Origin of the sequence: Pseudovibrio ascidiaceicola (assembly GCF_900114245.1) — a bacterium.
GTDB classification, from domain to species: Bacteria; Pseudomonadota; Alphaproteobacteria; order Rhizobiales; family Stappiaceae; genus Pseudovibrio; species Pseudovibrio ascidiaceicola.
In genome coordinates, this window is the sequence record NZ_FOSK01000001.1 from 621,043 (window position 1) to 647,194 (window position 26,152).

21 protein-coding genes are annotated in these 26,152 nt (G+C 52.8%); 16 read left to right on the forward strand and 5 right to left on the reverse strand.

What is annotated here, in order from left to right:
- Positions 1–51 precede the first annotated feature (51 nt).
- From BM231_RS03010 to BM231_RS03035, 6 genes are all read left to right on the forward strand, one after another.
- On the forward strand, positions 52–2,229 hold the full coding sequence (locus tag BM231_RS03010; RefSeq protein WP_093517066.1) for a primosomal protein N': 2,178 nt from the start codon (positions 52–54) through the stop codon (positions 2,227–2,229).
- 214 nt (positions 2,230–2,443) lie between these two features.
- Entirely contained in the window at positions 2,444–3,004 is a 561-nt protein-coding gene (locus BM231_RS03015; protein WP_093516603.1) for a F0F1 ATP synthase subunit delta, read from the forward strand.
- The gene (atpA, locus tag BM231_RS03020; RefSeq protein WP_093516605.1) at positions 3,004–4,533 is read left to right on the forward strand and encodes a F0F1 ATP synthase subunit alpha; all 1,530 of its coding nucleotides are present in this window, start codon (positions 3,004–3,006) and stop codon (positions 4,531–4,533) included. The genes BM231_RS03015 and atpA overlap by 1 nt, the downstream gene beginning before the upstream one ends.
- A 33-nt stretch (positions 4,534–4,566) precedes the next feature.
- The gene (locus BM231_RS03025; protein WP_057462967.1) at positions 4,567–5,454 is read left to right on the forward strand and encodes a F0F1 ATP synthase subunit gamma; all 888 of its coding nucleotides are present in this window, start codon (positions 4,567–4,569) and stop codon (positions 5,452–5,454) included.
- 25 nt (positions 5,455–5,479) lie between these two features.
- Positions 5,480–6,904: a F0F1 ATP synthase subunit beta gene (gene atpD / locus BM231_RS03030; protein WP_057462966.1), complete on the forward strand. Its 1,425-nt coding sequence runs from the start codon at positions 5,480–5,482 to the stop codon at positions 6,902–6,904.
- A gap of 79 nt (positions 6,905–6,983) precedes the next feature.
- Entirely contained in the window at positions 6,984–7,391 is a 408-nt protein-coding gene (locus BM231_RS03035) for a F0F1 ATP synthase subunit epsilon (RefSeq protein WP_093516607.1), read from the forward strand.
- Between the two features lie 134 nt (positions 7,392–7,525).
- Here BM231_RS03035 and BM231_RS03040 read toward each other — a convergent pair whose 3' ends face one another.
- The 4 genes from BM231_RS03040 to BM231_RS03055 all read right to left on the reverse strand — a co-directional run bounded on the left by BM231_RS03040 (position 7,526) and on the right by BM231_RS03055 (position 12,622).
- Entirely contained in the window at positions 7,526–7,741 is a 216-nt protein-coding gene (locus tag BM231_RS03040) for a hypothetical protein (protein WP_093516609.1), read from the reverse strand.
- A gap of 382 nt (positions 7,742–8,123) precedes the next feature.
- Positions 8,124–9,752 (reverse strand): NTP transferase domain-containing protein, encoded by a 1,629-nt coding sequence (locus BM231_RS03045; RefSeq protein ID WP_093516611.1) that lies wholly within the window; start codon positions 9,750–9,752, stop codon positions 8,124–8,126.
- A gap of 1 nt (position 9,753) precedes the next feature.
- Positions 9,754–10,812, reverse strand: coding sequence for an XdhC family protein (locus BM231_RS03050; RefSeq protein ID WP_093516613.1), 1,059 nt, complete (start codon positions 10,810–10,812; stop codon positions 9,754–9,756).
- Between the two features lie 199 nt (positions 10,813–11,011).
- A complete protein-coding gene (locus BM231_RS03055; RefSeq protein WP_093516615.1) occupies positions 11,012–12,622 on the reverse strand; it encodes a phosphoenolpyruvate carboxykinase in 1,611 nt (536 codons plus the stop codon).
- 424 nt (positions 12,623–13,046) lie between these two features.
- On the opposite strand from BM231_RS03055, the gene BM231_RS03060 reads away from it, so the two are divergent.
- From BM231_RS03060 to BM231_RS03110, 10 genes are all read left to right on the forward strand, one after another.
- Entirely contained in the window at positions 13,047–13,745 is a 699-nt protein-coding gene (locus BM231_RS03060; RefSeq protein WP_037036395.1) for a response regulator transcription factor, read from the forward strand.
- A gap of 80 nt (positions 13,746–13,825) precedes the next feature.
- On the forward strand, positions 13,826–15,655 hold the full coding sequence (locus BM231_RS03065) for a sensor histidine kinase (RefSeq protein WP_093516617.1): 1,830 nt from the start codon (positions 13,826–13,828) through the stop codon (positions 15,653–15,655).
- Positions 15,652–16,146, forward strand: coding sequence for an HPr kinase/phosphorylase (locus BM231_RS03070; RefSeq protein WP_093516619.1), 495 nt, complete (start codon positions 15,652–15,654; stop codon positions 16,144–16,146). The genes BM231_RS03065 and BM231_RS03070 overlap by 4 nt, the downstream gene beginning before the upstream one ends.
- Positions 16,147–16,254: 108 nt before the next feature.
- Complete coding sequence (locus BM231_RS03075; protein ID WP_057462958.1) at positions 16,255–16,659, forward strand: PTS sugar transporter subunit IIA; 405 nt, start codon at positions 16,255–16,257, stop codon at positions 16,657–16,659.
- A gap of 6 nt (positions 16,660–16,665) precedes the next feature.
- The gene (locus BM231_RS03080; RefSeq protein WP_093516621.1) at positions 16,666–16,950 is read left to right on the forward strand and encodes an HPr family phosphocarrier protein; all 285 of its coding nucleotides are present in this window, start codon (positions 16,666–16,668) and stop codon (positions 16,948–16,950) included.
- 25 nt (positions 16,951–16,975) lie between these two features.
- Positions 16,976–17,428: an NUDIX hydrolase gene (locus BM231_RS03085; RefSeq protein WP_093516623.1), complete on the forward strand. Its 453-nt coding sequence runs from the start codon at positions 16,976–16,978 to the stop codon at positions 17,426–17,428.
- 176 nt (positions 17,429–17,604) lie between these two features.
- Entirely contained in the window at positions 17,605–19,005 is a 1,401-nt protein-coding gene (gene ahcY / locus BM231_RS03090) for an adenosylhomocysteinase (RefSeq protein WP_167550257.1), read from the forward strand.
- A gap of 317 nt (positions 19,006–19,322) precedes the next feature.
- Complete coding sequence (locus BM231_RS03100; RefSeq protein WP_208860015.1) at positions 19,323–21,839, forward strand: PAS domain-containing sensor histidine kinase; 2,517 nt, start codon at positions 19,323–19,325, stop codon at positions 21,837–21,839.
- A gap of 250 nt (positions 21,840–22,089) precedes the next feature.
- Positions 22,090–23,601, forward strand: coding sequence for a tRNA (adenosine(37)-N6)-threonylcarbamoyltransferase complex ATPase subunit type 1 TsaE (gene tsaE, locus BM231_RS03105; RefSeq protein WP_093516629.1), 1,512 nt, complete (start codon positions 22,090–22,092; stop codon positions 23,599–23,601).
- 31 nt (positions 23,602–23,632) lie between these two features.
- Positions 23,633–24,367 (forward strand): nucleotidyltransferase family protein, encoded by a 735-nt coding sequence (locus BM231_RS03110; RefSeq protein WP_093517068.1) that lies wholly within the window; start codon positions 23,633–23,635, stop codon positions 24,365–24,367.
- Between the two features lie 366 nt (positions 24,368–24,733).
- Here BM231_RS03110 and BM231_RS03115 read toward each other — a convergent pair whose 3' ends face one another.
- A complete protein-coding gene (locus tag BM231_RS03115; RefSeq protein ID WP_093516631.1) occupies positions 24,734–26,029 on the reverse strand; it encodes a glycosyltransferase in 1,296 nt (431 codons plus the stop codon).
- Positions 26,030–26,152 lie beyond the last annotated feature (123 nt).

Below are 26,152 nucleotides of genomic sequence, written 5' to 3' on the forward strand. Positions count from 1 at the left end.
AAGGAATGGAGTTTCGTGAGTCAGCAAACTGAGTTTTTTGGCAACGGCCAGATGTGTGAACCAGAGGTGATTGTACCTGTGCTGGTTCCTGTCGCTGTCGCAGGTGCTTATTCCTATAAAGTACCAGCTGACATGGACGTACGCCCCGGTTCCATCGTGCGTGTGCCTCTTGGCCCGCGTGAGGTGATCGGCGCTGTTTGGGATGGAGAACCGGATACAAAGGTTAATCCCAAAAGGCTGAAAAGCATACTGCATGTCTACGATACGCCCCCAATCGCTGAAGATCTTAGGAAATACATAGACTGGGTTGCTGCATGGACGCTAGGCGCTCCGGGCATGGTTTTGCGCATGGTGCTGCGTTCCGAAGAGGCTCTGGAACCAGAGGCGCTGCTCTCCGGTGTGCGCTACATTGATGGCATGCAGCCTGACCGCATGACGCCTGCGCGCTCAAAAGTCATGGAACTCGTTGAAAATGGCATGGCATGGACACGCCCCGGTTTGGCGGGAGCCGCCGGCGTCAGTTCCTCGGTCATCGACGGTCTTAAAAAGCAAGGCGTGCTGGAAGAAGCAATGCTGCCAGCAACCCCGCCACTGCCTGATCCTGATCCAACTCTCCCGGGCCGAAAGCTGACAGATCTTCAGGAAGGCGCTGCGAATCAGTTGTGTGAGGCCATCGGAAAAGGCTTCAAAGCCTTCCTTATCGATGGGGTGACAGGCTCAGGAAAGACCGAAGTTTATTTCGAAGCTGTGGCTGAGGCCCTCAAAAACAACGAACAGGCTCTGGTTCTCATCCCTGAAATTGCGCTCACCAACCAGTTTTTGGATCGGTTTGAGCAGCGATTTGGGGTCAGACCAGCCGAATGGCACTCACAAGTGCCCCCAAAACGACGCGCCAGAACATGGCGGGGAGTCGCAAATGGCGAAGTGAAGGTCGTTGTGGGCGCGCGCTCCGCACTTTTCCTTCCTTTTCACAGGCTAGGTTTGCTGGTCGTGGATGAAGAGCATGATACAGCCTACAAGCAAGATGATCGCGTTCCCTACAACGCTAGGGATATGGCCGTTGTTCGGGGGCATATCTCTGGTTTCCCCGTCGTGCTCGCCAGTGCAACACCATCTGTGGAAAGTCAGGTAAATGCGAAGCTGGGTCGATACACGAAAATCGTGCTCCCAGTGCGTGCTTCCGGCGCGGAAATGCCGACAATCAAAGGCATTGATATGCGCTGTGATGGGCCTGAACGAGGCAAATGGCTGGCACCTGCACTGGTCAATGAGATTCAGGAAACACTGACCAACGGTAACCAGGTTCTGCTCTTTTTGAACCGTAGGGGTTATGCCCCACTGACCCTGTGTAGAACCTGCGGCCATCGGTTCCATTGTGAAAACTGCTCAGCTTGGCTTGTGGAGCACCGCTTTAAGGGCAAATTGGTATGTCATCACTGCGGCTATTCACAGCCTGTACCGGATAAATGCCCCGAATGCAGTAAGCCCGATACACTGGTTGCATGTGGTCCTGGCGTGGAACGAATTGCTGAAGATGTCTCAGCGTTATTCCCCGAGGCGCGCGTCCTCGTTCTCTCCTCTGATTTGCCGGGCGGAACAGAGCGCATAAATCGCGAAATGAAGCTCGTTGAAACGGGCGAAGTGGACATTGTCATCGGCACGCAACTGGTCGCAAAAGGGCATAACTTTCCGCTAATGACCCTTGTAGGGGTGGTTGATGCTGATTTAGGCCTCGCAAATGGCGATCCAAGGGCAGCAGAGCGCACTTTCCAGCTTCTGGCACAGGTGACCGGTCGTGCAGGCCGCATACACGGAAAAGGCAGGGGATTGCTGCAAACTTACAACCCTGACCAGCCCGTTATAAAGGCACTTCTCTCCGGAAATCCCGAGGAATTTTACGCTGCGGAAATCGAGTCGCGAGAAAACGCTGGCCTCCCTCCATTTGGGAGACTCGCGGCATTGATTGTTTCTGGAGCCGACAGATCTCTCACCGAAAAATTTTCCAAAACTCTTGCAGTAAATAGTCCTAGTTCGGAAGGCGTCCAAATCCTCGGTCCGGCAGAGGCTGCAATGGCGCTGGTGAGGGGCAGATATCGCTTCCGTTTGCTCGCAATCGCACCCCGGAGTGTTGATTTACAAGGCTTTCTGAGAAACTGGTTGTCTGCCGCTCCCAAGCCAACTGGTGGTATCAGAGTGCAGGTTGATGTTGACCCCCAAAGTTTCATGTAGTGCTGCGCAGAAAGTTTGGCACCTCAATGTATGCGTTGGAATACCTACGCCATGTTGCAAGGCGTTCAAGCGTGTGCTATGCGAAGCGCGGCTTTATCGGCACAGTTATCTCAGATTGTGCCATTCAAATTGAATTAGACGCGACTTATCAAGGATTTGGATTTCCGGCGAGCCAGCCGCCAGAATCTTGAATGCGCGGGAGAGCACGGATCCAGTGACTGACAACGTATCTCTCATTTCAGGCGTGGCCTTGCGTTATGCTTCTGCGCTGTTGGACCTTGCTGAGGAGCAGGGTGCGACGGCAGAAGTGGAAAAGGGTCTCGACCAGTTTGAGGCACTCTTGAACGAGAGTGCTGATCTTGATCGTCTTATCAAGAGCCCCGTTTTTAGTGCAGACGCTCAATTAAAGGCGATCTCTGCTATTTTGGAAAAGGCCGGTATCTCCGGCCTGACCGCAAATTTTGTGAAGTTGGTTGCCCAAAACAGGCGCCTCTTTGCCGTTCCAGGCATGATTCAGGGTTTCCGTGAGCAGCTTGCTGCAAAGCGTGGAGAAGTTACTGCTCTAGTAACCTCTGCAACGGATCTAAACGCTGAACATGTCGCTGCTCTCCAAGAAGCACTCAACGCTTCTACGGGCAAGAATGTGAAGATTGTAGTGAAGGTAGACTCATCCATTCTTGGTGGTCTGATCGTGAAGATCGGCAGCCGGATGATTGATACGTCACTGCGAACCAAGCTCAACTCTCTTAAGTTCGCGATGAAAGAGGTCGGTTGATGGATATTCGGGCTGCGGAAATTTCCGCTATCCTCAAGGACCAGATCAAGAACTTCGGCCAAGAAGCTGAAGTGACTGAAGTTGGTCAAGTACTTTCCGTAGGCGACGGCATTGCCCGCGTTTACGGCCTGGACAACGTCCAGGCAGGTGAAATGGTTGAATTCCCAGGTGGTATCCGGGGAATGGCATTGAACCTTGAAACTGACAATGTCGGTGTTGTTATCTTCGGTAACGACCGTGACATTAAAGAAGGCGACACGGTAAAACGTACCGGCGCTATTGTGGAAGTTCCAGTAGGTAAGGGTCTGTTGGGTCGCGTTGTCGATCCACTCGGTAACCCAATCGACGGCAAAGGTCCGATCGAATCTACTGAACGTCGTCGTGTTGACGTGAAGGCACCAGGCATTCTGCCTCGTAAGTCCGTTCACGAGCCAATGTCTACAGGTCTTAAAGCGATTGATGCTTTGATTCCAATCGGACGTGGTCAGCGCGAATTGGTGATTGGTGACCGTCAGACCGGTAAAACCGCTATCATCCTCGACACCTTCCTCAACCAGAAGCCTTTGCACGCATCTGACGACGAACACGAAAAGCTGTACTGCATCTATGTTGCGGTTGGCCAGAAGCGTTCAACTGTTGCTCAGTTCGTGAAAGCTCTGGAAGACGCTGGTGCTCTGGAATACTCCATTGTTATCGCTGCAACCGCATCCGATCCTGCTCCATTGCAGTATCTGGCGCCGTTCGCTGGTACCACAATGGGTGAGTATTTCCGCGACAACTCCATGCACGCTGTGATCGGTTATGATGACCTTTCCAAGCAGGCTGTTGCGTATCGCCAGATGTCCCTGTTGCTCCGTCGTCCACCAGGACGTGAAGCGTACCCAGGTGACGTGTTCTACCTGCACTCCCGTCTGCTCGAGCGTTCTGCGAAGCTGAACGAAGACCACGGCCTCGGTTCTCTGACCGCGCTGCCAGTGATCGAAACTCAGGGTGGTGACGTTTCTGCGTTTATTCCGACCAACGTGATCTCCATCACCGACGGTCAGATCTTCCTTGAAACTGATCTGTTCTTCCAGGGCATTCGTCCAGCGGTTAACGTTGGTCTGTCAGTTTCTCGTGTGGGCTCTTCCGCTCAGATTAAAGCGATGAAGCAGGTTGCTGGCCCGGTTAAGGGTGAGCTGGCTCAGTACCGTGAAATGGCTGCGTTCGCGCAGTTTGGTTCTGATCTGGATGCAACCACTCAGAAGCTTCTGAACCGTGGTGCACGCCTGACCGAACTGCTGAAACAGCCTCAGTTCTCTCCGCTTAAAACGGAAGAACAGGTTGCAGTGATCTTCGCTGGTGTGAACGGCTACCTGGACGACCGTCCAGTTGGTGAGGTTCGCGAATTTGAAGCTGGCCTGCTGCGCTTCTTGCGTGCAGAACATGCAGACCTTCTCTCCGCTATCTGGGAGAAGAAGGCACTCGACGCCGATTTGACTGACAAGCTGAAAGCTGCAGTGGAAGCTTACGTCAAGACCCTCGGTTAATTCGAAGCAACGGGATAAGGAACGAGAGCGCCCATGGCGAGCCTCAAGGACCTAAAAAACCGCATCGCTTCGGTCAAAGCGACGCAGAAAATCACCAAGGCCATGAAAATGGTGGCCGCGGCGAAACTGCGTCGTGCCCAGGATGCTGCAGAAGCAGGTCGTCCCTATGCTGAACGCATGGGGACAGTACTTGGCAATCTTGCAGCTGGGTTCGAAGGTCGGGATGATGCGCCGAAGCTGATGACGGGTACAGGACGGGATCAGACACATCTGCTCCTCGTCTGCACAGCAGAGCGTGGCCTCTGTGGTGGTTTCAACTCGTCGATAGCACGTCTGGCACGTGAACACGCAGACAAACTTCTTTCCGAAGGTAAGACGGTCAAGATCGTCACCGTTGGTAAGAAGGGGCATGACGCCCTGAAGCGTGGCTACGGTCAGTACATTGTAGAGAATATCGAACTACGCGGCCTGAAATCTGTTGAATTCAGCGACACAAAGCACATCGGCGATCTCGTCATGGAAATGTTCCAGGATGAGAAATACGATGTTTGCACACTGTTCTACGCGCAGTTCCAATCGGTAATCAGTCAGGTTCCGACCGCCAAGCAGCTCATCCCAGCTCAGTTTGAAGCGAAAGATGAAGCTCAGGACGGTTCCTCTGAGGACGCGCTTTATGAATACGAACCAGGTGAACAGGAGATCCTTGAGACTCTTCTGCCACGTAACGTCGCTATTCAGATTTACAGCGCAATCCTTGAAAACGGTGCCTCCGAGCAGGGCGCGCGCATGGCCGCTATGGACAGTGCAACGCGTAATGCCGGCGAGATGATCGACAAACTGACAACGACGTACAACCGTCAGCGTCAGGCACAGATCACGACGGAACTGATTGAAATTATTGCGGGCGCGGAAGCGCTCTGACCGAGTTGAGACGAGGATTTAAGTGATGGCTGACACGAAAGTCGGACAGATCACGCAGGTAATCGGCGCTGTTGTCGACGTTCACTTTCCAGGTGAACTCCCTGCAATTCTGAACGCTCTGGAAACTGACAACGGCGGTAACCGTCTGGTTCTCGAAGTTGCTCAGCATCTGGGCGAAAATACAGTACGTACAATCTGCATGGACGCGTCCGAAGGTCTCGTTCGTGGTCAGGAAGTACGCGACACTGGCGAACCTATCGCAGTTCCTGTTGGTGACGGCACTCTGGGCCGCATCATGAACGTGATTGGTGAGCCTGTTGATGAAGCTGGTCCAATTGAACATGATGCCAAACGCGGTATCCACCAGGAAGCTCCTGCATTTGTAGAGCAGTCTACAGAAGCTGAGATCCTTCCAACCGGCATTAAGGTTGTTGACCTTATCGCTCCTTACGCAAAGGGTGGTAAGATCGGCCTGTTCGGTGGTGCGGGCGTTGGTAAAACCGTTCTCATCATGGAATTGATCAACAACGTTGCTAAAGCACACGGCGGTTACTCCGTATTCGCTGGTGTTGGTGAGCGTACTCGTGAAGGTAACGACCTTTACTGGGAAATGATCGAATCCGGCGTTAACAAGGAAAAAGGCGGCGAAGGTTCTAAAGCTGCTCTTGTTTACGGTCAGATGAACGAACCTCCAGGAGCACGTGCACGTGTTGCTCTGACAGGTCTGACAATCGCGGAAGACTTCCGTGATAAAGGCCAGGACGTTCTGTTCTTCGTGGACAACATCTTCCGCTTTACGCAGGCTGGTGCTGAAGTGTCCGCACTTCTCGGCCGTATTCCTTCTGCTGTGGGCTACCAGCCTACACTTGCTACCGATATGGGCGGCATGCAGGAGCGTATTACGACCACATCTAAAGGTTCAATCACTTCCGTTCAGGCCGTTTACGTTCCTGCGGATGATTTGACTGACCCTGCACCTGCTTCCACATTTGCTCACTTGGACGCGACTACGGTTCTTAACCGTGCAATCGCTGAAAAAGGCATCTATCCTGCAGTGGATCCACTGGATTCCTCCTCTCGTATGCTTGACCCGCGCATCATCGGTGACGAGCACTACGAAGTTGCGACCCAGGTCCAGGAAACACTTCAGCGCTACAAAGCCCTTCAGGACATCATCGCCATCCTTGGCATGGATGAACTTTCTGAAGAAGATAAGCTGGTTGTTGCTCGCGCACGTAAGATCGAGCGCTTCATGTCCCAGCCGTTCTTTGTTGCTGAGGTCTTCACTGGTTCCCCAGGTAAGCTGGTTGCGCTCGAAGACACCATCAAAGGCTTTAAAGGCCTTGTTGCTGGTGAATACGACCACCTGCCAGAAGCTGCATTCTACATGGTTGGCTCTATGGAAGAGGCAATCGAGAAAGCGGCTAAGCTGGCTGAGGACGCTGCTTAATCTCGGTTCTTTTGAACCGGTGACTTCTTTGGGTGACGCTTCTGGCGTCACTCTTAGAAACGGATAGAGGATGAGCTAAATGGCTGAAGCATTTCAGTTTGAGCTGGTTTCACCAGAGCGCCTTCTGCTCTCGGCAAAGGTTACTGACGTAATCGTGCCAGGTTCTGAAGGTGAATTTGGTGTTGGCGCTGGTCACTCGCCGTTCTTGTCAACCATGCGTCCGGGTGTTGTTAAAGCGCTCAGCGAAGATGGTTCCAAGCACGAGTACTTCGTGCGGGGTGGTTTTGCTGACGTTTCCGCGTCTGGCATGACTGTTCTGGCGGAACAGGCGATCCCGATGGCCGATCTTGATGCAGGTTACATCGCACAGCAGATTCAAGATGCGAGTGAAGATGTAGCTGATGCAAAGGACGAAGATGCACGTCAGGCTGCACGGCTGGTACTTTCCCAGCTGCAAGAGCTGCAGGCAGCTGTCAAAGCTTCCTGATTGCATTTCGATGCCAAGAAAAAACAAAAGCCTCGGCAGTGCCGAGGCTTTTTTGTATCTGCCTATGCAGAAAGCAGGCTCTTTAAACCGCTAGGGGGAGAAAAGAGCGCAGGATGAACGAGCAGCCCAGTCGATTAGGCTGCAAGTCTCTTTTTGTTTGCTGCTGCGTTTGCAGCGCGCATTTCCTCAGCACGCGCTTTGCGCTGCTCAGGTGTCTCGTAAACAATCGTGCGATGGTAGTCGCAATAAGAGCCATTTTCAGCGCGGTTCTTGCAAGGGAATGTATAGCTCCCGCTGTCACCTTCAGTCCACTTACACTGGCCCGCCTTAGGCATAACTGGTGCTTTCATTTACCTACCCTTGTTTTTTGGAGCCAGTCGATCAACATTTGCATGCACGCGGGAGGAGCGTGAATACCATGCTCGCCGTTGGATCGTTGGAACCATTTTTGATTATGGGATCACCGGAATTTTCTTTTGCTGCATTAAAAGCAAACAAATTTACCGGACGGGAAAAAGATTATCTCTCCCCTTTCCAAATTGCCAGATATTTTTAGCTGTGTAAAAATGCTTACACAAGAAAATCTGGATAAAAAATTTTTCTGATTTTCAATAGTTCAAGTAAAACAAATAGATAGCAAAGTGTATGTGTATGCACCAATATTAACCACCACGCGAATTCTACTGAATTATTGTGATTGCTGCACCAAATTGATTTATCAATTGTGGCAAATTATGGTTTTTCCGAGTGGCGTCCAAGCACACCACCAGCACTGCGAAGTGCTTCGGGATCATCCAAATCACGCCGCGCCGCTTCTCCAAGCTCAACAGTGTAAACCACTGAAGGGTTCTGCTGAATGATTGGTTTGCCGCCAATATCACCGCGCAGACTAAGGAGATCATCAAAGAATGCACGATCCCAAAGTACTGGGTTGCCTCGTTTGCCATGCGTTGTAGAGACGCCGATCAGCTGATCCTGCATGCCGTCGTGATTCTTTATGAGCTTGTTGATGTCATCCGTGGACACGAAAGGCATGTCACCAAGCAGAATGAGTGCAGCGTTTGATTGATCGTTGACGCTCTCGATTCCCTTTTTGACGGAGGATGAAATGCCTTCATCGTACTCTGCATTATGCCTGAAGCGGATCGGTAACCCGGAAAGCGCCTCTTCTACCTTAGAGGCCATCGCGCCTGTGACGACAATGAGCTCATTCAAGTCACTCGCAAGCGCATGTTCAGCCACATGCCGGACGACAGGCTTCCCATCAATAAGAGCGAGCAGCTTGTTATGGTCACCCATGCGAGAGGAGTTACCTGCCGCGAGCAGAATGCCGCTGCAGGTGGCTCTATCGGCTTCCTCATTAAGAGGATGGTCCCGAGGTTGAGGCCGGCTATGGATTTCTTTCAAAAGTCCGCCAACCCCCATCGACATGATGTCTCTGCTGGTAACGCGGATATTGGCCAGCAAGCGCTGCAGGATCCAATCAAACCCGTTCTCTTGCGGACTACGCGCACATCCTGGCGCACCAATAACTGGAATGCCATTCAGCTCCCCAAGTACGAGCAGGTTGCCCGGATCAACCGGCATCCCAAAATGGATGAGCTTGCCGCCAGCGGCTTGAAGGGCCGCAGGAATAACATCCCCTTGATCCACCACGGCAGAAGCGCCAAACACAACAATCAGGTCAGCGTCCTGCACTTGCGCTTTACCGAGCGCATTCGTGAGAGCGTCTTCGTCATGGGGTACGCGTACATCTGCAGCAATCCTACTTGCTGCAATGTCCAGTCGCTCCTGCAAAACACGAAGGCTCTTCGCAATGACGGTCTCTTTCAAGTGCGGAAGCGTCGTGGAAATGACTGCAACAGATTTAGGCGTATAGGTAGCCACCGAGATAGCCTCGGAAATCTTGTCAGCAGCGCTCTGTGCCAGCTTTTGATCAACGGCCAGCGGAATAATCTTCGCAGTTGCCAGCATGCGCCCATCGCGAACTTCCGTGAACGGTGGCAAGCAAGCAAACGTGATGGCCGGATCAATCAGATTGGCTTCTGTCACTTTATCAGCATCTACCTGCAGAATTCCGCTTTGCGAGGCATAAAGGTTGGATCGTCCTGTAAAGGGGGGAGAAGCAGAAACAGCTGCGCCGCAAGCACGGTTGGCCAACAAAGCAGCAGCGTCATCTTCGTGCAGATCAGTTGCCTCAACTTGCGCAACAACAACCTCTGCAAACCCCGCCGCAATCAGCTGGTTCACATCCGCATCACTGAGCTGATGTCCTTTAGAGAAGGAAAGGCCATTATGTTTGATGGAGTGGGCAAGATAACATCCTGCACTCTCTGCAGCTGATCTGCTTCCAAATTTCACGTCAATCCGCCTTCTTCTGGTCAGCCTTGGTCCCGCGCAGGGTCACAATAATCTCCGCAAGCACGGCCACTGCAATCTCAGCTGGGTTGGCAGCGCCAATATCAAGACCAATCGGCGCTTTGATACGGGCAAAGTCCTCTTCACTCACGCCAGCGGCCAAAAAGCGCTCACTGCGCTTTGCGTGGGTCTTTCGGCTTCCTAACGCGCCAACATAAAAACAACCTGCTTTCAGCGCTTCCATCAATGGCACATCGTCAATTTTCGGGTCGTGGGTCACAGCAGCAACGGCAGTGAACGGATCAAGCTTCAGCTGCGCCAGCACATCCTGGGGCCATTCAGCAAGCAACGGGACCTCAGGAAACCGTTCTTCGGAGGCAAACGCAGTGCGTGGATCGACAATCGTAATGTCAAACCCTGCTGTCTGAGCAATCGGAACCAGTGCCTGCGTGATGTGTACAGCTCCCACCACCACAATACGCGTGGCCGGAACCTGCATGCTCAGGAAATACTCTTCACCATCCTTCGCCTGCACTCGTCCAGACTTGCCACTGCGAACACCGTTTTCAAAAGCAATGGCAATGGCGCTATCCTCAGCATCGTCTGCATAAAGCATCACAGAGGACAGACCGGTTGCCAGGTTGGTAAGCAGCGCTGCAGGTTGGCGTGCAGCTCTGGACGTGTTCAGCAGGCGAACATGCCCGTGATCCGCCTCTGATGTCAGAGGCTCCAGATACACACCAATCTTGCCGCCGCAGGAAAGGCCAACACGCCACGCAGTTTCATCGGCGACACCAAACTCAATCTTTCGCCCTTTGCTATCTTCCAGCACGTCCATGGCTTCAGCGACCACAGCGCCTTCCACACAGCCGCCAGAGACTGATCCCTCAAACTCTCCATTCTCGTCAATAATGAGATGGCTGCCGACAGGGCGCGGGGCTGAGCCCCACGTCTCGATCACCGTTGCCAGTACCAGTTTGCGTCCCTCGGCTTGCCAGCGCTCAGCAACACCAAGGACATCGAGGTTTTTGGAAAGCTCTTGAGGCAGAGTGGAAACAGACATGGCAGGCTCGCAAATAAACAGGGTCCCTAAGCGTCCTCCTATGCGAAGAACCTCAGAGATCTCGCGTAGGACGATGCCCTAATAGAATGAGGAGCCTAGCCTGCTTCTTCAAGAGGATGCAACAACAGAACAGTGTTCAGTAAAACAAAAAAACGCCGGGGCTTTCGCTCCAGCGCTCTCTTCGGGGGACTGATGATTACTATTCAGCAGCAATCTTGGTGATCGGGCCTGCATTGAGGACCAGATCATCAACGTGATCCTGAAAGATCTGGAAGTTCGCAGCGAACATGTCAACAAGCTTACTCGCCTGCACGTCATACTCAGCCGGATTGCTCCAGGTGCTCCGTGGATCAAGAATGCTGGTATCAACACCTGGCACCGCAACCGGAACCATAAAGCCAAAGTTCTCATCCCTGCGGAACTCAGCGGTGTTCAAAGAACCGTCCAATGCAGCGCGAAGCAGGGCACGGGTTTCTTTGATTGGCATACGGTGACCAACACCATAAGCACCACCGGTCCAGCCGGTATTTACGAGCCAGCAATCAACACTGTGCTCACGGATAAGATCCTTCAGCAAAGCGCCGTATTCTGATGGATGACGCGGCATGAACGGAGCACCAAAGCAGGTGGAGAACGTCGCCTGTGGTTCGGTTACCCCACGCTCTGTGCCAGCAACCTTCGCGGTGTAACCGGAAAGGAAGTGGTACATCGCCTGCGCATCACTGAGCTTTGCGATTGGAGGCAGAACACCAAACGCATCAGCCGTCAGCATGATGATGTTTTTCGGGTTCGGCGCGCGGCCACTTTCACTTGCATTTGGAATGAAGTGAATAGGGTAGGAGCAGCGGGTGTTTTCCGTCTTGGAACCATCGTCAAAGTCTGGAACACGAGCCTCATCCAGCACAACATTCTCAAGAATGGTGCCGAAGCGCTGTGTGGTCGCAAAAATCTCTGGCTCGGCTTCTGCAGAAAGGCGAATGGTCTTCGCGTAGCAGCCGCCTTCAAAGTTGAAGATGCCCTCTGGACCCCAACCATGCTCATCATCACCGATCAGCGTACGGGCTGGATCAGCAGAAAGCGTGGTCTTGCCGGTGCCGGACAGGCCGAAGAAAACAGCAGCATCGTCGTTATCGCCAACGTTCGCGGAGCAATGCATTGGCATTACACCGTCTTCTGGCAACATATAGTTCAGCATGGAGAAGACGGACTTCTTCATTTCACCGGCGTAGGCGGTACCGGCGATCAGAACGATCTTGTTGGTCAGATCACAAGCAATAACCGTCTCGCTCCGGCAACCATGACGCTCTGGATCAGCCTTGAAGCTTGGCAGATCGATGATGGTCATCTCTGATTCAAAGCTTTTCAGGTCTTCGCGGGACGGGCGAAGAAGCATGTTGCGGATAAAGTGGTTATGCCATGCCAGCTCATTATAAACGCGAACGTTCAGCTGATGCGCAGGGTCAGCGCCTCCATAAAGGTCCTGTACATACAGGTCCATGCCTTCAGCATGATCCAGCATGTCTTGCAAAAGAACATTGAAGTTCTTCGGGCTCATCGCCCCGCTGTTGTCCCACCAGATCGTATCTTCGGTCTTGGTATCACGAACAACAAACTTGTCTTTTGGAGAGCGTCCTGTGTGAGCACCTGTTTCGGCACAAAGAGCACCGCCAGCGGCGATCTGTGCTTCACCATTCCTGATAGCATGCTCATAAAGTTCAGCTTCGGTCAGGTTCCAATACACACTGTTGAGGCCCTTCAGTCCGAAGGTGTCGCACCCAAACGCGGAATTCCGTAGTCCGAACTCTTTCATGTTCAGTAGTCCTTAATCGGCTCACTATTTACCTTGCGTCATTCAATGGCACTGTGCCAGTGAATTTAGCGATAACGCCCCTTGGATGGCGCAGTCGTACTTAGAAAAGCAAGACCAGAAATCCTGCGTTTTTCTATTAAACCGATTGAAATACGACCTTTTGCTGGCATAGATTTATTTTGCTTATAAAAATAAACTCGACACAAACTTGGTTTTCACTTTTAAGCGTTTAACGATACACTTCATGAAGAACACATGGCACTTGGCAGGCGAAACCTTGTCAAAAGTAGCGCTAAATAAGGAATTTTTCCGAGTATCTTGCTAAAACAGGGTTTTGCCTTATTTCGAGGTTAGGGATCGCGCAAGTTAATCTCAAATCCCAACTAAGTAGCGAAACGTGCAAGAGAGGAATAAGGTCTCTGATATGCCAACGATTGCTCTGGTCGATGACGACCGTAACATTTTGACATCTGTCTCAATAGCTTTGGAAGCCGAAGGATATCGGGTCCAGACCTATACAGACGGAACAGTCGCACTGGAAGGGCTCCAGGCCGACCCGCCTGACCTTGCCATCTTTGATATCAAGATGCCGCGTATGGATGGAATGGAGCTGCTGCGCCGTTTTCGCCAGATGTCCGACCTGCCTGTGATCTTCCTTACGTCTAAGGACGATGAGATTGATGAGTTGTTCGGCCTGAAAATGGGTGCCGACGACTTTATCCGTAAGCCATTCTCCCAGCGCCTGTTGGTTGAGCGTGTGAAGGCTGTTCTGCGCCGTGCTGCACCACGAGATGCTGCAAGTGCTGCGACTGAGACTTCCAAGCTGCTGGAACGTGGCAATCTTGTCATGGATAAAGAGCGCCATACCTGCACATGGCTTGCAAAGCCCGTCACACTGACAGTGACTGAGTTTCTCATTCTCTTTGCTCTGGCTCAGCGTCCGGGCGTTGTGAAAAGCCGTAATGCTCTGATGGATGCTGCCTACGATGATCAGGTCTATGTTGACGATCGTACCATCGATAGCCATATCAAGCGCCTTCGCAAGAAGTTCAAAGTGGTTGATGATGACTTTGATATGATCGAAACACTCTACGGTGTAGGTTATCGCTTCCGCGAAAACTAATCTTAAAGCAGCCCATGTTGGGCTGTCTGAAGGTTGGAAAAGCCTGAGAACACCTGTTCCTGAGAATTCGATAAGAGCGAATGTCGGAAAATAAAGAAGAACAAAAGCGGGAAGACATCGAAGCAGACGACGCTTCTGACACTCTTGACCCGCAACATACAGGTGCGTTCCGTTGGTTGGGGCGCAGGCAAGTGCGCCAACGCGTCTTTACGCGCTGGATTTCGCTCGCCGGTATCTATGCCTTTTCTTCTTTGACCCGCCGCATTCTGGTGCTCAACCTCGTCGGTCTTCTGGCGATGGTGATCTCCATTCTGTACTTGAACCAGTTTCAAGCCGGTCTGATCGATGCACGCGTTCAGTCATTGCTGGTTCAGGGCGAGATCATTGCAGGCGCCATTGCGGCATCCACCACGAGCGATGGCGATTCTCTTATGGTCGATCCAGAGATGTTGCTGCGTCTGGAAGCCGGAGAGTCAACCAGTGCTCGCTCAACGCTGGGAAGTCTGGACTTCCCAATCAACCCTGAGATTGTCGGGCCGATACTCCGGCGACTGATATCACCCACCAAAACACGGGCCCGAATCTACGATCCCGAAGGTATGTTGATGCTGGATTCACGCCAGCTCCATGCCCAAAATCAGATATTCCGCTTTGACCTGCCTCCGCCGGACGAAAGCAAAGATCCCTTCTTCCAAAAGATGTGGGAGGAGTTGAAGCTTTGGATCCGTCGTGGCGAGTACCCGCCATATAAGGAAGTCGGGCGGACCGAAGGTCGCGAATACCCTGAAGTTGAAGCCGCTTTGGCTGGTTCTCCTGCATCTGTTGTGCGTGTTGGTGCAAAAGGCGAGATGGTTGTCGCCGTGGCTGTGCCAATTCAGCGCTTCCGTGGTGTCCTTGGTTCACTGCTCCTGTCCACACAAGGCGGAGATATTGACGATATCGTTGCCGCAGAGCGCAATGCGATCCTGAAGATCTTCCTCGTTGCCGCGGTTGTGGTGATGATCTTGTCCGTATTGCTCGCTGGCACCATCGCTGGACCAGTCCGCCGCTTGTCAGAAGCTGCGCAAAAAGTGCAGTCGGCGATCAACACCCGGGAAGAAATTCCCGAGTTTGAAGATCGTTACGATGAGATTGGCCATCTGGCGCGTGCGCTGAGGAATATGACCAAGGCTCTTTATGGCCGTATGGATGCGATTGAGAGCTTCGCTGCAGACGTGGCACATGAGCTGAAAAACCCGCTGACATCTCTTAGAAGTGCCGTTGAAACACTGCCATTGGCAAAGAACGAGCGATCACGCGAACGCTTGCTGGAAGTCATCCAACATGATGTAAAGCGCCTTGATCGCTTGATTACAGACATCTCTGAAGCATCGCGTATTGATGCGGAAATGTCTCGCGCAGAATCCCACGATGTCGATATGGCAACGCTGTTGCAGGCCGTCGTATCCATTGCCAATGAGCGCGCTTGTGATGATATCGCCCATGTCGATTTGAAGTTTGAGCCATCCAAGACTGACAAGAATTTCCAGATGCACGGCAATGACCAGCGTCTCGGTCAGGTCATCAATAACCTGATCGACAATGCACGCTCGTTTGCACCAGAAGGAACTCCTGTTACAGTTACGGCGAAGCGCAAGAACAATCAGATTATCATCTGGGTTGAAGATTCTGGCCCAGGTATTAAAGAAGAACTCCGCGAACGCGTCTTTGAGCGCTTCTATACGGATAGGCCAGAATATGAGGGCTTTGGAAACAATTCCGGCTTGGGTCTCTCGATCTGCCGCCAGATTATCGAAGCGCACCGGGGTGAAATCTCGGTCATGAACCGAACCTCTGAAGAAGAGGGGCAGGAGCCGAAAGTGCTTGGTGCCCGGTTCGTGATCAAACTGAGGGCCAAAACAACTTCATGACGACTCTGGATCAGAAGCAAAGTGTACAGGCAGCAGAAGGTCAGGCGATACACGCGACCTGTCTGGTGGTTGGCACGAAAGGCATTCTGATCCGTGGGCCCTCTGGAACCGGCAAATCAGCGTTGGCGCTGGAATTGATACAGCGCGCGCACCTTAAAGGCAGTTTTGCAGCTCTCGTTGCAGATGATCGTGTCTACATTGCTGAGAAAAATCGACGCTTAATAGGGTCTTGCCCAAATCCTATTAAGGGAAAGGCCGAGCTGAGAGGCTATGGCGTTGTCGATGTTCCTTATCTCGATACTGCAGTAATCCATATGGTTCTTGATCTGGAAGCCCGAGAGGAAATCGATAGATTGCCGGAGGAGCAAGCGCAGACTTGTGAACTTTGCTCAGTCAAATTAATTCGACAACAAGTACCTAAAGAAGATCATTTAGCCGCTCTTCGGCTCGCGAATGCACTTATTTTTACTAATCCAGTGCACAACTATTAGCCCTCTGTGTATGAGCATGCTGATTTTTCTTGCACTGCAGCGTGTCCTTCAACAAAGTAGGATTGGAATAACCTAAGAGTAGACACTCTGTTAGTTCGCGGGAAATATATGATTGGTCTAGTTCTTGTCACCCATGGTCGGTTGGCAGAAGAGTTCAAATCGGCTCTTGAGCATGTTGTAGGTCCACAGGACCGGGTAGCAACCATCAGCATCGGCCCAGATGACGATATGGAACAACGTCGTCAGGACATCCTGCGTTCCGTTGAAGCTGTCAACGATGGCTCTGGCGTTGTCCTTCTTACCGATATGTTTGGCGGTACGCCTTCGAATCTCGCTATTTCTGTGATGGATGGTGGTAGCGTTGAGGTCGTAGCTGGTGTAAACCTGCCGATGCTCATAAAACTGGCAAGCGTTCGAAATGAAAAATCGCTCGCCGAAGCGGTAGAAGAAGCCCGCAGTGCAGGACAGAAGTATATCTCAGTAGCTTCGCAGGTCCTGTCCGGGCAAGGCTAAGAAAATATGGATGAATGCACAGTGTTAGCTCGCGACCTGACCATCGTGAACACCCGTGGTTTGCACGCGCGCGCCTCAGCTAAGCTGGTCAAGCTGGTTGAGACTTTTGATGCCCATGTAAAAGTTTCCAAAGACGGCCAAACTGTTGGTGGAACTTCCATTATGGGACTAATGATGCTCGCAGCCAGCCCTGGCTGCTCAATCCACGTTGTCGTGACCGGCAATCAGAAAGAAGAAGCCATTTCCGCGATTGCGCATCTGGTGGAAGATGGTTTCGGTGAGAGAGACTAAATAAGTCCAGCACCTAGAGGATCTGATGAAAAAGCGCCCTGCTTCCCGCCTGTTGGTGGTTGATCCTCAAGACCGAGTTCTCCTCTTTAATTTCAAGTTCGACAAAGGCCCTCTCAAAGGCCGGGACATTTGGGCCACCGTTGGCGGTGGTCTTGAGCCGGGTGAGAGCTTTAAAGAAGCCGCCCGCCGAGAACTTCTGGAAGAAACCGGAATCAACGAACCCGTTGGGGAAGTGATCCACGTTGGAAGAGCGGTTTTTCAGACACCTTCCGGTGAAATGGTGGATGCCGAAGACCATTTTTTCCTTGTCACCGTTTCCGACTCGAAAATCGACTATTCCAACCACACAGAGTTGGAAACTCAGGTAATGAGAGAGCATCACTGGTGGACGCGGAAAGAACTCGAAACCACATCTTTGACAGTCTTCCCTGAAAATATCCTAGAAATTCTAGAACCTTATCTTCCCCGAAATGCATAAAGCATTCCGCATGCCTGCATTTGCTTGTATTTTAGATTGATATAAAGAAACCTTTATATCTTTATTGCTTTCTAACTTCTCTGTGATGTATAACAGCATGCAGTGAGCGCTCATTTTGCGAGCACTCATCAATCACGCGGGAGGGGACTATGGGCCCGGGCTTTCAGGAAGATTTAATGACTGCGTCTAACGATTACTACGTCAAAGACATCTCACTTGCAGAGTGGGGTCGTACTGAAATTGAAATTGCCGAAACCGAAATGCCAGGCCTGATGGCTTGTCGTGAGGAATATGGTGCAAGCAAGCCTCTCAAAGGCGCGCGCATCGCTGGTTCCCTGCACATGACCATCCAGACAGCGGTTCTGATTGAGACCCTCATAGAGTTGGGTGCAGAAGTTCGCTGGGCATCTTGTAACATCTTCTCCACGCAGGATCAGGCTGCAGCTGCAATCGCAGCAGCTGGTATTCCGGTGTTCGCTGAAAAAGGCGAAACCCTTGATGAATACTGGACATATGCGGATAAAATCTTCGATTGGGGCGACGGCCAAACCGCAAACCTCATTCTGGATGATGGTGGCGACGCAACACTGATGATTCTTCTTGGCGCGAAAGCGGAGAAAGACCCATCCGTTCTCGACAATCCGTCCAACGAAGAAGAAACCGCTCTCTTCGCGGCGATCAAGCGTCGCCTCGAAAAAGACCCGGGTTTCTACTCCAAAGTTAAGGGCAACATCCAGGGCGTCTCCGAAGAGACAACCACGGGTGTTATGCGCCTTTATGAAATGCAGAAGAAAGGCGACCTGCCATTCCCTGCAATCAACGTGAATGACTCTGTCACCAAGTCCAAATTCGACAACCGCTATGGCTGCCGTGAGTCTCTTGTAGACGGCATCCGCCGCGGTACCGACGTAATGATGGCTGGCAAGGTGGCTGTTGTTGCTGGTTACGGCGATGTTGGCAAAGGCTCTGCGCAGTCTCTGGAAGGCGCTGGCGCCCGTGTGATCGTGACTGAGATCGATCCGATCTGTGCGCTCCAGGCTGCTATGGACGGTTACGAAGTGAAGACGATGGAGCAGGCCATCGGTGAAGGCGATATCTTCGTCACCACCACCGGCAACAAAGACGTCATCACAGCTGACCACATGCGCGACATGAAAGACATGGCGATTGTCTGTAACATCGGTCACTTCGACAACGAGATCCAGGTTGCTGCACTGCGTAACTACAAATGGCGCAATGTGAAGCCTCAGGTTGATCTGATCGAATATCCGGATGGCAAGCGCCTGATCCTTCTCTCCGAAGGTCGTCTGGTAAACCTTGGCAACGCAACGGGTCATCCATCCTTTGTGATGTCCGCCAGCTTCACCAACCAGGTTCTGGCGCAAATGGAGCTGCACACCAAAGGCGACGACTACAAAAACGAAGTCTACGTGCTGCCGAAGCATTTGGATGAGAAGGTTGCGCGCCTGCATCTTAAGAAGCTTGGTGCAACCCTGTCTGAGCTCACTGACGATCAGGCCAACTACCTCGGTCTCGACAAATCTGGTCCGTTCAAGGCTGAGCACTACAAGTACTGATACGCGTCCTTCGTAATTGCTGTTAACGCTAAGGGACTTAGCGTTAACAGCTCCATGAATTCTACTAGGCCCAATAAGCACACTTTCAATATATTGGGGGTGCGCTTGTTGGGCTTACTACAGATTGTGGTGGATGATTATTTCGCCCACAGGATTTGTTTACTTTTTGTAAAGATCCTCTTCTTCCCAAAAATCAATCAGGTTATGTTGATTGTCGAATCAGTCGTTAAGTTAGGCAGTTGAGCGACTTATTCGCGATTCGTGACACCAATGCGGCGTGTGACACGAATCTGAGGCGGCGAAGAAAGGGGCACAACATGCCAGCATCCTGGCATAAACACGCGCGTGTTAACGTGCTGTGGCGTAGAAGGTTTAGGCTCGTTCTGAACCTGATGGGCGTTGCTGTGTTTGCTCTCCTGGGTGCTGCTGGTTTCTCTCAGGCTATGGATATTCTGCCAGCTCTTTCAGGTAGTTCTGTTGACGCCTTCAAGGTTGTCTGGGTCGCGGCAACGGCCGGCATAGCCTTGTACGCAGTCGCAGCCTCCGTCGTGCTTGTCCGCATCCGCAGGAATGACTCATTGTCCATCCTGCAACTGCGTCAGGACCGAGCCGATGCGATGGCGCGCATTGACCGCCTCGAAAGCTTGCTGGAAACAGAAGACAGTCTCCTTTTAGTCTGGGATGGTGAGGCCAAACATCCCGGTGTTGCCGGACATCTGCCGGAAAATCTGGAACTCGCAGGCGGTCTTTCGCAGTTGGTCGAGTTCGAGACATGGTTGGATGTCAAATCAGCCGAGGCCCTGCGCGCTTTTCTGGAGCATTTGCGCGGCCACGGTGAAGTCTTCCGGTTAACCTTAACGACCACCGATGGGGTCTATCTGGAAGCATCCGGCCATACAGCAGGTGGACTGGCAGTCCTGCGCCTGCGTGACCTGACCGGAGACCGTCAGCTCAGCGCCCGCCTTGCTGAGCAAAACAAGGAACTGCGTGAGCAGATCTCCTCGCTTCATAGCCTGTTGGACGCACTGCCGGGGCCTGCATGGCAGCGCGACAACCATGGCCAGCTCGTCTGGGTCAACTCAGCTTATGTGGATGCTGTCGAGGCCGAAAGCACCCGTACTGTGGTTGAGGAGCAGGTTGAGCTGCTGGAAGCCAAAGGCCGCAACAAACTCAACATGATGCGCCAGACCGACGGGGTCTATCATTCGCCAATGCCTGTTGTGGCAGCAGGCGAACGGCGCGTCTTTGAGTTGACTGACGTGAATTCTGAGCATGGCAATGCCGGCCTTGCTCAGGATATTTCCGAGCTTGAACGTGTACAGGGACAGCTTCGCCGCACACTTGAGTCCCATACGCGCACGCTCGATCAGCTTCAAACACCTGTGGCCGTGTTTGGTGCTGATCATCGTCTCCAGTTCTACAATGCAGCCTATCGGTCCCTATGGGATATCGATCAGAGCTTCCTGGAGACCAAGCCGGAAGAAGGCGAGCTGCTCGACGCCCTGCGCGCAGCTCGTAAACTGCCAGAGCAGGCTGACTATCGTGGTTGGAGAAACAAACATCTGGAATGCTACCATGCCTTGGATGCACAGGCGTATTGGTGGCATTTACCAGATGGACGGACCCTCCGCGTGATCGCCAGCCCGCATCCGCAAGGTGGTGTGACGTACTTCTATGAGAACGTGACTGAGCAGCTAGATCTGGAAAGCCGCTTCAACGCACTCACCCGGGTACAGCGGGAAACGCTCGACCACCTGACAGAAGCTGTCGCCGTGTTCGGCTCCAACGGACGCATGCGCCTGTCTAACCCGGCCTTTGCCGAGGTCTGGGGCCTGTCTCAGGAGTTCCTCGAAGCAGACCCGCACGTCAATGACCTGCTGGACACCTGCAAGGAGCTGATGGGCGAGTCCGACCGTTGGCAAGAGCTTGCCCGTGGCGTAACAGGCTTGTCTGACAACCGCACCAGCGTCTCTGGTCGTATGGAGCGCATCGATGGGTCCGTCATCGACTATGTCACCGTACCGCTGCCAGATGGCGGAACGCTGCTCACCTTCGTGAACGTTACCGATACGGTCAACGTGGAGCGTGCCCTCCATGCAACCAATGATGCGCTGCAGGAAGCTGATCAGCTCAAGAACGCCTTCATTCAGCACGTGTCCTACGAGCTGCGTTCTCCGCTGACCACCATCATCGGCTTCGCGCAGCTACTCGGCGATGCCAAGTTCGGCGATCTGTCTCCGAAGCAGGAAGAGTACACCGACTACATCCTGTCCTCCTCGTCTGCTCTGCTGCACATCATCAACGACATCCTTGATCTGGCAACCGTCGATGCCGGTATCATGGAACTCGAAATCTCCGAGGTCGATGTTGCGCAGACGGTATCTGAGGCTGTCGAAGGCCTGAAAGATCGTCTGGTTGAATCAGACATCACGCTCCGCACCCACATGCCTGAGGGCATCGGGCATCTCAAAGCAGATGAACGACGCCTGCGTCAGGTTCTCTTCAACCTGCTCTCCAACGCAATCAGCTACTCCGACAAGGGTGGCTTGGTAGACATCAGCTGCCAGCGTGATGAAAGCGAAATCCGCTTCCGCATCAAGGACCATGGTGCAGGCATCCCTCAGGAGATGCTGGATCAGGTCTTCTCGCGCTTTGTAGGTCGTGGCGCAGGTGGAAACCGTCAGGGCGTTGGCCTTGGCCTGTCGATTGTGAAAAGCTTTGTCGAGCTACACGGCGGGACAGTAGATATTTCCTCTGCCGAAGGGCAGGGCACCACAGTGGATTGCACCTTCCCACTGGAGCCGCATGTCCATTCGCTGGAAGCGGCGGAATAACTCATCCTTCAGTTTTCGGTCAGATAAATGCCTCTGGGGCTTGAGTTCCCTTGCTGGTTTTGGCAAGTGCTTACTCTTGAGGAATTCTGAGCGCATCGTGTGTCTGTAAATGAACGCGAAGCGCTCTAATAGATTGGTGCGTATTCTGGGTAAGTAAGTTCAGACTTTCTTCGAGGATACGCTTGGAAAGTAAAGACTAGAGCATTCTGCGCGATCGTGAATAAGTGCAGCTGCTCTTGAGGCGAATTGTATGAAGGTACTTCTCGACAATCAGAGAGCAACTGAGCTCTTTGCTGCGGATTTGGCTGAGCTGCTGAAAGAAGGAGACGTACTTGCTCTTTCCGGAGATCTGGGCACGGGCAAATCCACCTTGAGCAGAGCGCTGCTTCGCCATCTGGCAGCTGATCCTCATCTGGAAGTCCCAAGCCCCACCTTTACGCTCGTTCAAACCTACGACCTGCCGAGAATGTCTGTTGCCCATCTCGACCTCTACCGCATCGAAGAGCCGGAAGAGCTGGAGGAGCTCGGGCTTGACGAATATCTGGAAACCGGCGTCGCACTGATTGAATGGCCTGAGATGGGAGATCCCTCCTACTGGCTGGATGCGCTGGACCTGAAGCTGACAGAAGGCACCGAGCCGGATACGCGCGAAATCATTCTCACAGCCAACTCCGAAAGCTGGCAAAATCGCCTTGATCGTCTCGCGGCCCGCCGCGCACTGCTAAAGAAATCAGGCTGGATTGATGCAGAGCGCGAGCATGTGCAGGGCGATGCCTCCATGCGCACCTATTTTCGTCTTCACAAAAACGGTGAGACAGTCGTCTTTATGGATAGTCCGCCAACTGGGCCAGAGCCGCTTCTGCCCACTGGCAAAACCTATGGCGAAACCGTACATCGAGCCAAGGACGTCACTGCCTTCTTCGCCGTCGGCAATGCCTTGGCTGAGCATGGGTTCCGCGTACCAAAACGTCTGGCTGCCGATCCGGAAAACGGACTGGCACTGCTGGAGGATTTCGGCGACCAAATCATCACCGAAAACGGTGAGGCAGTCAAAGAGCGCTACGAGCTGGCCATTGATGACATTGCCCGGCTCCACAGCTGCAACTGGCAAACAGAGCTGCAGGCGGATGGCAAATCGCATCAGCTGAAGCCTTGCGATTTCGAAGTGCTGATCACGGAAGCAGACCTCTACCTCCAATGGTATCTGCCTTACGCCAGTGGAGCACCAGCAACCGAACAGCAAGGCCGCGACTACGTTGAAGCGTGGCAAGAGCTCTTAGAGCCTGTCCTCCAGAGTGAACCAACTCTGCTTTTACGGGATTACCACAGCCCGAATATCATGTGGTTGCCAGAAGCATCAGGCCTCAATAAGTTAGGTCTTATTGACTACCAAGATGCGATGGTTGGGCCAGCGGCCTATGATGTTGCTTCGCTCGTGTACGATGCACGCGTGGATATGCCAGCCGACCTGCAGGAGCATTTGCTGCAGCGATATTGCGACTTGGCAAGAAAACATAAACCCATTTTTGATGAAATGGCGTTTCGGAATGCTGTTGCTGTGTTGGCGTTGCAGCGCAACGCTAAAATCCTCGGGGCGTTTGTACGTCTTGATAAGCAGCTCGGGAAACCTAAATACATGGAGATGCTTCCTCGCATCCGCAATTACGTGCGGCAGTGCTTTGCACAATTAGGGGAAGTTAAACTCAAACCCATGTTCACTGTCATACTCTCGTCAAATGAGACGAGCCAAAGTGACGACTGAAACAAGAGAACAAAACAACAGAGACAACGAGATGCCTAAAGAAATTTCCTTCCACCCTAAATCGGCAATGGTTTTGTCCGCAGGGCTGGGTAAACGTATGCGGCCCCTGACGGCGACCACCCCAAAACCTCTCATCGAGGTGGACGGTAAGTCGATGTTCGCGCGCGCAGCATCACGTTTGAAGGAGGCTGGCCTCGAAACATGCGTTGTCAACGTGCACTACCTTGCAGACCTCGTAGAGACTCATGCTCGCAGGTTTGAAGGCTTGAATGTAAAGATCTCGGATGAACGCGAAGAGCTTTTGGATACCGGTGGCGGCATCAAAAAAGCGCTGCCAATGTTAGGCACTGATCCGTTCATCCTGAAAAACTCCGACAGCTTCTGGCTGGAAGGGGTGAAGCCGAACCTGGATCTCCTCGTAGAAACCTGGGATGACGATCAGATGGATATGCTAATGCTGCTCGCACCAGCCGTGAATGCGGTTGGTTATGACGGTAAAGGCGACTTCCTGATGGATGATGAAGGCAAGCTGGAACGCCGCGATGAGCGTTCTGTGGCACCGTTCATTTATTCCGGCACCGCGATGATCCATCCACGGCTGTTCAAGGATACGCCGGAAGGCCCATTTTCCCTCAATCTGCTGTTCGACAAAGCAATTGAGAATGGACGCCTCTTCGGTGTCGAAGGCGATGGCCTTTGGCTGCACGTTGGAACGCCTCAAGGCCTCGATGATGCCGAACGCGCCATCGCCAACAGCACAAACTAAAGCGTGTTCCGTTTGATTGGCTTCAATCAAGCGACAAGAATTCGCTCCAACAAAGATGTTAGAGCGCGATGCGTGACTGTAAGTGAACGTGACGTGCTCTAAACTCAATACAGGACTGGCCCGCCCAATCCCGCGGGCCACCTCAACTCCCTCACTCTCACGACCGAAGCACCGCCGCCTATGGCGCTTGAGCAACCGCTGCTGACCCGCTGCGAAATACGTCCCCTCTCACAATAGCTCCTCCCCCGGTGTCATCCCGGCCCCCGAGCCGGGACCCAGAGCCCCACTCACCAACGCCAGCACCCACGGCACCGAATAGTGGACCTCTGCCCAACCAATACGCAGACAGGAAGGATCAGCTACCCATCATCGCTCGACCACCTTGGCAAGGCTGGTCTCAATCTCAGCAACCGCAATTCTCACCCCATCTTCGCTTTGCAGGTGCAAGGCAAGGTCATGTGCGTTCTTCTTCAGCACAGCATCATTGACAGCAAGGTGTATTGAACTCGCCAACTTGTCAGCGGTTAGGGCTTTGCGAGGCACAGACGGAGCGCCAACGCCCAGAGCAACACTCTTTTGAGCCCAATAGGGCTGATCGCCGAAGAAGGGGCATAGAACGCAAGGCACACCTGCTCGAAACCCTTGGGCAGTAGTTCCCATGCCGCCATGATGCACGACAGCCGCCATTTTCGGAAACAGCCACTCATGTGGAACATCAGAAATACTCAGGATATCGTCACTCTCAAGGGCATCAAACCCAGCCCAGCCGGTTGAGAGGACACCGCGAACATTTGCCTTTCGCAGGGCCTCAACAAGAACCTCTTGCAACGCTTTAGGGTCCTCAACCGTCATACTGCCAAATCCAATGTAAACGGGTGACGGGCCACTCTCGAGGAAGCTTTGCAGGCTTGCTGGCGGTTCATAGGTCTCGTCAGACTTCAAGTTCCAGTAACCGCTCATGATCGCTTCATCCGGCCAGTCTTTTGGCCGGGGAATAACCCATGAGCTGATTGCGTGAAGCGTCTTGATTGGCAGGGCGCCACGGGGAAACAAAACCTCATTGCGACGTCGAATTCCTGGAAGTTTCAGTATCTCGGTTCGCAGCACATTGACCGATTTCCGGAAAGCCGAATAAGAGAGTTTGACCAGTGAATACCCCAGCTTGTTGTAGCCCGGTATCGGCAGGCTGGGCATCCCTGCGACTGGGAACTCGCTTGTCGGGACGATCATCGGCTGCAGCAACCCCATCACAGCAGGGACGTTAAGGGCCTCTGCAATATGAGGTGCAGCCATCACTTTAGGGTGGAAGACAATGAGATCGGGCTGAACGGCTTGCGCGGCCCGCCACGCATCACGGTTGAGCCCATCATTCAGCCCTCCGGATTTTTTCGCTAACCGTGCACCTGCTGCGATCCTCTTTAAAAACCCGGAGGCCCCCTCCAGTGCTGCGATCCCGTCAGGAGTGGTCATCAGATCAATCGTGTCGTTTGAAAGCGGCTCAAACGTCAGACCGAAACTCTTGACCCAGTCGCCATATTTCTCAGCACTGCTGATTGTGACGGTGTGACCACGAGCTGTAAGCCCGCAGGCCAAAGCGATAAAGGGCTCAACATCTCCGCGAGAGCCATAGGTCAAAATGAGAATCTTAGCAGGCTGCAACATCTGCCGGAGTATAGACCTCTTGCAAAGATGCTCCAGACCCAAATGATCTTTCTCACTGGCTTGAAAGGAAAGCCGAAAACAGCATTTGTCGTTTGTCAGACCATACCATCCCCTCAATGGGCA

What these genes read in the sequence shown, in the direction of transcription:
- BM231_RS03010 (WP_093517066.1), top strand. Translation starts at nt 52, where the DNA reads ATGTGTGAACCAGAGGTGATTGTACCTGTGCTGGTTCCTGTCGCTGTC.
- atpA (WP_093516605.1), top strand. Translation starts at nt 3,004, where the DNA reads ATGGATATTCGGGCTGCGGAAATTTCCGCTATCCTCAAGGACCAGATC.
- BM231_RS03025 (WP_057462967.1), top strand. Translation starts at nt 4,567, where the DNA reads ATGGCGAGCCTCAAGGACCTAAAAAACCGCATCGCTTCGGTCAAAGCG.
- atpD (WP_057462966.1), top strand. Translation starts at nt 5,480, where the DNA reads ATGGCTGACACGAAAGTCGGACAGATCACGCAGGTAATCGGCGCTGTT.
- BM231_RS03035 (WP_093516607.1), top strand. Translation starts at nt 6,984, where the DNA reads ATGGCTGAAGCATTTCAGTTTGAGCTGGTTTCACCAGAGCGCCTTCTG.
- BM231_RS03040 (WP_093516609.1), bottom strand. Translation starts at nt 7,741, where the DNA reads ATGAAAGCACCAGTTATGCCTAAGGCGGGCCAGTGTAAGTGGACTGAA.
- BM231_RS03050 (WP_093516613.1), bottom strand. Translation starts at nt 10,812, where the DNA reads ATGTCTGTTTCCACTCTGCCTCAAGAGCTTTCCAAAAACCTCGATGTC.
- BM231_RS03055 (WP_093516615.1), bottom strand. Translation starts at nt 12,622, where the DNA reads ATGAAAGAGTTCGGACTACGGAATTCCGCGTTTGGGTGCGACACCTTC.
- BM231_RS03060 (WP_037036395.1), top strand. Translation starts at nt 13,047, where the DNA reads ATGCCAACGATTGCTCTGGTCGATGACGACCGTAACATTTTGACATCT.
- BM231_RS03065 (WP_093516617.1), top strand. Translation starts at nt 13,826, where the DNA reads ATGTCGGAAAATAAAGAAGAACAAAAGCGGGAAGACATCGAAGCAGAC.
- BM231_RS03070 (WP_093516619.1), top strand. Translation starts at nt 15,652, where the DNA reads ATGACGACTCTGGATCAGAAGCAAAGTGTACAGGCAGCAGAAGGTCAG.
- BM231_RS03075 (WP_057462958.1), top strand. Translation starts at nt 16,255, where the DNA reads ATGATTGGTCTAGTTCTTGTCACCCATGGTCGGTTGGCAGAAGAGTTC.
- BM231_RS03080 (WP_093516621.1), top strand. Translation starts at nt 16,666, where the DNA reads ATGGATGAATGCACAGTGTTAGCTCGCGACCTGACCATCGTGAACACC.
- BM231_RS03085 (WP_093516623.1), top strand. Translation starts at nt 16,976, where the DNA reads ATGAAAAAGCGCCCTGCTTCCCGCCTGTTGGTGGTTGATCCTCAAGAC.
- ahcY (WP_167550257.1), top strand. Translation starts at nt 17,605, where the DNA reads ATGACTGCGTCTAACGATTACTACGTCAAAGACATCTCACTTGCAGAG.
- BM231_RS03100 (WP_208860015.1), top strand. Translation starts at nt 19,323, where the DNA reads ATGCCAGCATCCTGGCATAAACACGCGCGTGTTAACGTGCTGTGGCGT.
- tsaE (WP_093516629.1), top strand. Translation starts at nt 22,090, where the DNA reads ATGAAGGTACTTCTCGACAATCAGAGAGCAACTGAGCTCTTTGCTGCG.
- BM231_RS03110 (WP_093517068.1), top strand. Translation starts at nt 23,633, where the DNA reads ATGCCTAAAGAAATTTCCTTCCACCCTAAATCGGCAATGGTTTTGTCC.
- BM231_RS03115 (WP_093516631.1), bottom strand. Translation starts at nt 26,029, where the DNA reads ATGTTGCAGCCTGCTAAGATTCTCATTTTGACCTATGGCTCTCGCGGA.